7 protein-coding genes are annotated in these 7,205 nt (G+C 44.3%); 5 read left to right on the forward strand and 2 right to left on the reverse strand.

Going from position 1 to position 7,205, the window contains the following annotated elements; translation table 11 throughout:
* Positions 1 to 1,341, forward strand: coding sequence for an ATP-dependent protease ATP-binding subunit ClpX (gene clpX / locus V7K49_RS00755; protein WP_298911523.1), 1,341 nt, complete (start codon positions 1 to 3; stop codon positions 1,339 to 1,341).
* Between the two features lie 164 nt (positions 1,342 to 1,505).
* On the forward strand, positions 1,506 to 2,426 hold the full coding sequence (locus V7K49_RS00760; protein WP_334870308.1) for an alpha/beta fold hydrolase: 921 nt from the start codon (positions 1,506 to 1,508) through the stop codon (positions 2,424 to 2,426).
* A 14-nt stretch (positions 2,427 to 2,440) separates the two neighbouring features.
* On the opposite strand, the gene V7K49_RS00765 is transcribed toward V7K49_RS00760, so the two are convergent.
* Together V7K49_RS00765 and V7K49_RS00770 are read right to left on the reverse strand one after the other, a co-directional pair.
* Positions 2,441 to 3,640 carry an FAD-dependent monooxygenase gene (locus V7K49_RS00765; RefSeq protein ID WP_334870310.1) on the reverse strand — a complete coding sequence of 400 codons (1,200 nt, stop codon included), beginning with the start codon at positions 3,638 to 3,640 and terminating at the stop codon, positions 2,441 to 2,443.
* Positions 3,641 to 3,694: 54 nt separating this feature from the next.
* The gene (locus V7K49_RS00770; RefSeq protein ID WP_334870312.1) at positions 3,695 to 4,678 is read right to left on the reverse strand and encodes a GntR family transcriptional regulator; all 984 of its coding nucleotides are present in this window, start codon (positions 4,676 to 4,678) and stop codon (positions 3,695 to 3,697) included.
* A gap of 304 nt (positions 4,679 to 4,982) precedes the next feature.
* Between V7K49_RS00770 and V7K49_RS00775 the strand changes: the two genes are divergently transcribed.
* The 3 genes from V7K49_RS00775 (at position 4,983) to V7K49_RS00785 (ending at position 7,158) form a co-directional block, all read left to right on the forward strand.
* Complete coding sequence (locus V7K49_RS00775) at positions 4,983 to 5,723, forward strand: dienelactone hydrolase family protein (protein ID WP_334870316.1); 741 nt, start codon at positions 4,983 to 4,985, stop codon at positions 5,721 to 5,723.
* A gap of 193 nt (positions 5,724 to 5,916) precedes the next feature.
* Positions 5,917 to 6,819, forward strand: coding sequence for a S1 RNA-binding domain-containing protein (locus tag V7K49_RS00780; protein ID WP_273767242.1), 903 nt, complete (start codon positions 5,917 to 5,919; stop codon positions 6,817 to 6,819).
* Between the two features lie 177 nt (positions 6,820 to 6,996).
* Positions 6,997 to 7,158, forward strand: a complete 162-nt coding sequence (locus V7K49_RS00785) for a hypothetical protein (protein WP_335204123.1) — start codon at positions 6,997 to 6,999, stop codon at positions 7,156 to 7,158.
* The last annotated feature ends 47 nt before the right edge of the window (positions 7,159 to 7,205 follow it).

Below are 7,205 nucleotides of genomic sequence, written 5' to 3' on the forward strand. Positions count from 1 at the left end.
ATGTCTAAGTACGACTCCCATTTGAAGTGTTCATTTTGTGGCAAGTCTCAAGAGCAGGTGCGTAAATTAATCGCGGGGCCGGGAGTCTACATCTGCGATGAATGCGTTGACTTGTGTAATGAAATACTAGACGAGGAGTTACTCGATACAAATGGTGCGGCAGCACAACCAGCACCAAGAGCAGAACCACCTCAAAAACGGCGTACCCGATCTTCTAGTATTTCGTTTAATCAAATACCCAAGCCAAGAGAGATTAAAAAGTATCTAGACGAACACGTCATTGGTCAAGACGAAGCGAAGAAAGTGCTGTCAGTAGCCGTTTACAATCACTACAAGCGACTGGCGGTTATTCAGTCTAAAGCTAGTGGTAAACCTGGGGCGGATGATGCTGTAGAACTGCAAAAATCCAACATTTTGTTAATCGGGCCGACTGGTTGCGGCAAAACTCTCTTAGCGCAAACCCTAGCGAAAATCCTGGATGTACCGTTTGCCGTCGCCGATGCTACGACGCTGACGGAAGCGGGGTATGTAGGAGAAGATGTGGAAAATATCTTGCTGCGACTGTTGCAGGTGGCAGATTTGGATATAGAAGAAGCGCAGCGGGGAATTATCTACATTGATGAAATTGATAAAATTGCTCGCAAGAGCGAGAACCCGTCAATTACCCGCGATGTTTCTGGCGAAGGCGTACAGCAAGCCTTGCTGAAAATGTTAGAGGGAACGATCGCCAATGTACCACCCCAAGGAGGGCGCAAGCATCCCTATCAAGACTGCATCCAGATTGATACAAGTAATATTTTGTTCGTCTGTGGTGGTGCCTTCGTAGGTTTAGAAAAGGTTGTAGATCAAAGAGTTGGCAAAAAAGCAATCGGCTTTGTGCAACCGGGAGAAGGCCAATCTAAGGAAAAACGGGCAGCAGATACTCTTCGCAATCTAGCACCGGATGATTTAGTAAAATTTGGCATGATTCCAGAATTTATTGGGCGCGTGCCAATGGTAGCAGTAGTAGATCCGCTAGATGAAGAAGCGCTGATGGCGATTCTCACCCAACCACGCAGCGCCTTAGTCAAGCAGTACCAAAAGCTGCTGAAGATGGATAATGTCCAGTTAGATTTTAAACCAGATGCTTTGCGAGCGATCGCTCAAGAAGCTTACCGCCGTAAAACTGGTGCAAGAGCGCTGCGAGGCATTGTCGAAGAACTGATGCTGGATGTAATGTACGAATTACCGTCGCGTAAGGATGTAACTCGCTGCACAGTAACACGGGAGATGGTTGAGAAGCGATCAACTGCCGAACTCATAATACATCCATCTTCACTACCGAAGCCAGAATCAGCGTAAATCAATGCTGTTAGGTGATAAGCTATGGTTTAGCCCGTAAAGTTAGGAGTCAAGAGTGGAGAATGAGTAATTAACTCAAAACTCCGAATTCAAAATTAAAAACTCCTAACTCCTGTAGAGACGCGATTAATCGCGTCTCTACTCCTAACTCCTAACTCTCAAAAATGCCTTATATTAATATTCGTGGCGTTGAGCATTACTACGAATGGCTGAAAAAACCATCTGGTTGTTTGGTAAAACCAGTAATGATTTTCATGCACGGTTGGGCTGGTTCGGCTAGGTATTGGCAAAATACCGCTGATGTTTTATCAGAGCAATTTGATTGTTTACTCTACGATTTGCGGGGATTTGGCCGTTCTCGTGGGAAGCCAACTATAGTCCAAGCAAGTGAAGCTGTTGCCGAGTCTGAGTCCCCTCAGGAAGAATCAGAGGCAATCAGAGAATTAACTTATGAATTAGAGGAATACGCTGATGATTTGGCAGCTTTGTTAGATGGGTTGCATCTTCAGCGTGTCTATATCAATGCTCATTCAATGGGCGCTTCTGTTGCCACTTTATTTTTTAACCGCTATCCCCAAAGAGTGGAACGAGGAATTTTAACCTGTAGCGGCATTTTTGAATACGACGAAAAATCTTTTAGTGCCTTTCATAAATTCGGTGGCTATGTGGTGAAATTCCGTCCCAAGTGGTTAAGCAAAATTCCATTTGTTGACCGGATGTTTATGGCGAGATTTTTATATAGTTCGATACCACATTCTGAGCGTCAAGCTTTTTTACAAGATTTTCTCGAAGCAGATTACGATGCAGCTTTAGGGACAATTTTTACTTCCGTTAGTAAGGCTCAATCTGAAGTGATGCCGCTTGAGTTTGCCAAGCTGACAGTGCCGACTCTGCTCGTGGCGGGAGAGTATGACAAAATTATTCCGGCCGAGATGGGGCGTAAAGCAGCTGCACTGAATGACAAAGTGGAATTTGTGATGATTCCCAACACAGCGCATTTCCCAATGTTGGAAGATGCACCAACTTACTTGCAACGGGTGCAAGAGTTTTTGCAAATTAATACCCCACAACCACAAGTCAGATAACTGATGGCGGTTTTTTAGACAGTTAAGTGTACCTGTGTGATACCTTGACGCATTTCATATTGTCGCTTTAACCAAGACTTTTGAATTGTTTTACGGAGCAAGGGAGCAAGTTGAATCAACAGCGAACGCAGCAGTGCATTTTTTCGCAGTTGTTCGCCTTGTGTAGCTTCCTCTAACTGGAGTTGCTGGGCGCGGATAATTTCTGGCTCACGTTCCGCTTGGATGTGCGATAGTGCCATGTCAATCTCTTGGTGTCCAGTTTCTTTGTGCAACAATGGCACAAGATGATTAGCAGCGACAATCACATCACGCAATGCTAAATTAATTCCTTGAGCACGCACAGGAGACATTGGGTGTGCAGCATCACCTAGAAGCAATACCCCTGGTGCGTGCCATTGGGGACAATAACCAACCACAACAGAAAGCCGAATGGGGGATTCGATGGTGTCTGCATGATTACGGAAATGCTCTGCTAGCCATGAGGGTGATAGTGAGGCAAAAATCTCTGCCCAGTTGGCTTGCTTGGAGTCAGTGTTTTCGGTTGCGGACATCACCCAAGCCAGATGCAGTTTTCCTGACTCTGCTCCGTGAAAGATGCTAAATGCGCGATCGCCATTTAAAATAGTACGAAACACATTATTGGCTGCAAACTCAGGGCTGGCGGCAAGCTTAAACCAGAGAATATCAACATTTTTGGGCTGGCGTACCAATTCCAATCCTATACGTTGTCGCACAAGAGAATTTCGACCATCTGCCCCAATCACTAGGTCAGCAGCAAATTCTTTGCCATCGGTCAGTACTACACCTGCGACACGTTGATTACTCCACTTTAAATCCTTCACAGGAACACCCTGGATAAATTTAAACCCATCATTGGTTTGAGCTTCCGAAATCAGTGCTTTGAGCAGTGGTGGTTGTGAAACCAGCGTACAGGGTCGGGTTGCTCCCATTGGTTCATCAACTCGAAACAACTGCTTATCCCCCAGAATGAATTCCCATGCGTCGAGTTGTCGATGGGGAATATGCTCCAACAACGCCGATAAACCCATTTGCTCTAGTGCATCTAAGCCACTAGGCATTAATCCTTCGCCGCGAAAAACACGATGAAAGTCTTTTGCTGCTTCAATTAACGTTACAGCAATACCACGTTTTACAAGGAGCAGGGCAAGTGTTACACCTGTTGGACCTGCGCCCACAATCACAATCTGCACCATCTCATCCCTCGTGTATTAGTTGCTCTCAAAGATGTTAGTCGAATTATCTTGAGATTAACCTAAACCCAGTTCTCGTTTTAGCAAGTTAATCGAGTTTGTCCCGATATAATTTTCAACCTTAATCAGCTTCGGTGGACGAATAATATCTTCATCAAATGCTTGCACGGCTGCTTGCACTGCCGCAAAACTGGCTTGATCACTTATTATTACCTCAGCCCGCTTAACCATTGCCTGAAGTTTATAAGCATCTTTTGGTTGCGAAGTCATCACCAGTAGTTCATCCCCACGTAGACCGTGCAGGATAACTTCTGCTGCTCGTGCAATCCCGGAACTGAGGCTAACTATGCCTACACAGTTTTGTTTTGGCAGGGTTTTCAATAAGTTGAGTTCTTTGGTGTAGTCGTAGATATCCAAAGGAATCACCCGTGCAGCTTTTGGAGCAGCGATCGCTTCCACATTACTGATAAAATAACGACTTGTGACTACTGTCGCAGAGGTAGTTTTATCTAACGCAGCTGTTAATTCTTCCATTGCTACCAACTGGACTGGTATTTTCAAGGCTCGCTCTAATTCATACACCATCAACTCACCAGCACCCATGTCATAAGATGGAACTGCAACCAGTACCCGCGCACTACAACGTAAGCGCCAGTCAATTTCTGCTAAAAATAGCTCTCTGGCTTGATTGAGTGAACATCCTTGAGAGAGCAGATCGTCAAGTGCTTGCTGGACAACTTGATATGCATCAGGATTTTGTTTGAGAATTGGTGATTGCAGCCTGCTACCGCCCTCATGACCTTGGGCACGAACATAAATGCCCGAACCAGCCATACTTTCAACAAATCCGTCTTCCTCCAGTTGACGGTAAACTTTGCTAATGGTATTACGGTGTAATCCAGTTTGCATTGCTAGCGCCCGTGTGCTTGGCAATTTGTAAGCAGGGGGATATTGCCGGGAAGCGATCGCAAACCGGATTTGATTAAACAGCTGGGTTGATGCGGGAATTTCGCTGTCTGGCTGAATACGGAATTGAATCATCACCAAACCTCCTGAATACTAAGTGCTGAGTGCTGTTAGCGGATAGCTATGGTTTAGCCCATGCTGAGTGCTGAATGTTGCTTTCCTATTCAGGAATCAGCTCTTTTAACTCAGCACTTTTTTAGTGGCCAGTTGCATTTGCTACATGTCAAATATTTTATTTACATATAAAGTTTTTCTAGGAGAAATTTCTAATGCGCTCATTATTGGTAATTGATAATTTAATTACAAAAAACCTAGTCATACTGGCATAGTTATATCAAATAAACACACGGCTAATCACATAGCACTGGTAAAAATTATTATGACAGAGCAAGCAATAATTACCACAACGGTTAATCTTTTGCAAGATAATATTCAAGTGGCTGCTTATCTGGCAGAGCCAAAAGAATCTGGATTTTACCCAGGAGTCGTGGTATTGCAGGAGATTTTTGGTGTCAACGTTCACATTCGGGATGTTACGGAACGGATTGCGAAACTTGGGTATGTAGCGATCGCACCTGCACTTTTCCAACGGACTGCTCCTGGCTTGGAAATCGGATACACACCCGAAGATATTGAAACGGGCAGAGGCTACGCCATGCAAACTCAAGCATCAGAGTTATTGAGCGATATTCAACTAGCAATTGACTATCTCAAAAGCCTGCCCCAAGTGAAAAAAGATGGCTTTGGCTGTATTGGCTTTTGCTTTGGGGGTCATGTCGCATATCTTGCAGCCACTTTACCAGATATTAAAGCTACGGCTTCCTTCTACGGTGCTGGAATTACCACCCGCACACCAGGGGGTGGCGCTCCCACTGTTACCCGCACCAAAGAAATTCCGGGTACTCTCTATGCCTTCTTTGGCACAGGAGATACTAGCATCCCACCCGAACAAGTAGATGAGATTGAAGCAGAGTTAGAAAAATATAAAATTCCTCATCGTCTGTTTCGCTACGATGGAGCTGATCACGGATTTTTCTGTGACCTTCGTGCCAGTTATAATCCTAAAGCTGCTGCTGATGCTTGGGAGCAAGTGAAACAACTCTTTAGTCAACTGAACTGAAGTCTATACAGCCAAGTTCGTTTTTTGTCATTTGTCATTGGTCATTAGTAAGAACCAAAGATAAATAGAGAAGTCTGAGCGCTGGATAAAAGCGATGGCTCCGCCAACGCTAAGGACAAACAGAACTTTGAGGACAAATGACAATCTAAACTCCAGTGGAACCATATCAAATAACAATTAATCTTCAAAAGTCATGAATTCCGAATCGAAACTTTCTCAAACAGCCAATTCGTCGTTTACGATGGACGATTTTGCCAAAGCACTAGAAAAACACGACTACCAGTTTCAAAAAGGACAGGTTGTACATGGCAAAGTGTTCCAACTTGACCATGATGGAGCTTATGTCGATATTGGTGGCAAGTCGTCAGCTTTTCTGCCGCGCGATGAGGCTTCTTTGAGAGCAGTGACCGATTTATCGGAGGTGCTGCCATTGCAAGAGGAAATGCAGTTTTTGATTATCCGAGATCAGGATGCAGAAGGTCAAGTCACCCTTTCTCGAAAGCAGTTGGAAATTCAGCACATCTGGGAACGACTGGCCGAAATGCAGGAAAATGCCCAGACTGTGCAAGTACGGGTTATGGGTGTAAATAAAGGTGGTGTCACCGTCGATATTCTCTCCTTGCGGGGATTTATTCCGCGATCGCACCTGGCCGAGCGTGATAATTTAGAAGCACTCAAAGGTCAAAATCTGACTGTGGGTTTTTTGGAAATTAATCGTAACACTAACAAACTCATCCTTTCCCAGCGATTAGCAACTCGTTCTAGCAACTTCAGCTTGTTAGAACTAGGTCAACTGGTAGAAGGCAAAGTTACGGGTATCAAACCTTTTGGTGTATTTGTCGATTTAAATGGTATGGGAGCCTTGCTTCATATCAAGCAGGTAAGCCAAAAATTCATCGAATCTTTAGACAAGGTATTTCAAGTTGGTCAGCCAATTAAAGCTGTAATTATTGACTTGGATGAGGGTAAAGGGCGAGTTGCTCTTTCTACCAGAGTTTTGGAAAACTTCCCTGGCGAAGTCTTAGAGAATATGGATGAGGTGATGGCTTCGGCTGAGGCGCGTGCTAATAGGGCTAATAACAAAGCTTCTGAATAGTTTTGAAATGGGCTGCTTGCATAAAGCGTTTAAATCCCCATCTGCAACAATTTTGAATTTTATTAGCGCAGCGTTAGCGAGTCTGCAAGCGTCATTTTGAATTGTTAATACTCCCCTTGTACCTACAAAGATATGGGGGGATTTTAAATTTGGAAAACTTTTAATTACGAATTGTTTATGACTCGCTCACCACGAAATTTTCAACCTGGATTTTGCTACCACATCACCACTCGTTGTAATAACCGCGAATTTCGCCTCACTCGCCTGGAGTGTCGGGAGGTATTTCTCTACGCCATTACAGCACTTCCGGCTGTTATGAGGTACAGTAACAGCAATTAGCAAACCAGTTTCTTAAATGTTGAGGATTTATTAAGTCGAGTGCAACT

Origin of the sequence: Nostoc sp. (assembly GCF_036919675.1) — a bacterium.
GTDB lineage: Bacteria > Cyanobacteriota > Cyanobacteriia > Cyanobacteriales > Nostocaceae > Nostoc.

Bases quoted from the DNA above. Each gene is read 5' to 3' on its own strand.
- clpX (WP_298911523.1), top strand. From the start codon at position 1: ATGTCTAAGTACGACTCCCATTTGAAGTGTTCATTTTGTGGCAAGTCT.
- V7K49_RS00760 (WP_334870308.1), top strand. From the start codon at position 1,506: ATGCCTTATATTAATATTCGTGGCGTTGAGCATTACTACGAATGGCTG.
- V7K49_RS00765 (WP_334870310.1), bottom strand. From the start codon at position 3,640: ATGGTGCAGATTGTGATTGTGGGCGCAGGTCCAACAGGTGTAACACTT.
- V7K49_RS00770 (WP_334870312.1), bottom strand. From the start codon at position 4,678: ATGATTCAATTCCGTATTCAGCCAGACAGCGAAATTCCCGCATCAACC.
- V7K49_RS00775 (WP_334870316.1), top strand. From the start codon at position 4,983: ATGACAGAGCAAGCAATAATTACCACAACGGTTAATCTTTTGCAAGAT.
- V7K49_RS00780 (WP_273767242.1), top strand. From the start codon at position 5,917: ATGAATTCCGAATCGAAACTTTCTCAAACAGCCAATTCGTCGTTTACG.
- V7K49_RS00785 (WP_335204123.1), top strand. From the start codon at position 6,997: ATGACTCGCTCACCACGAAATTTTCAACCTGGATTTTGCTACCACATC.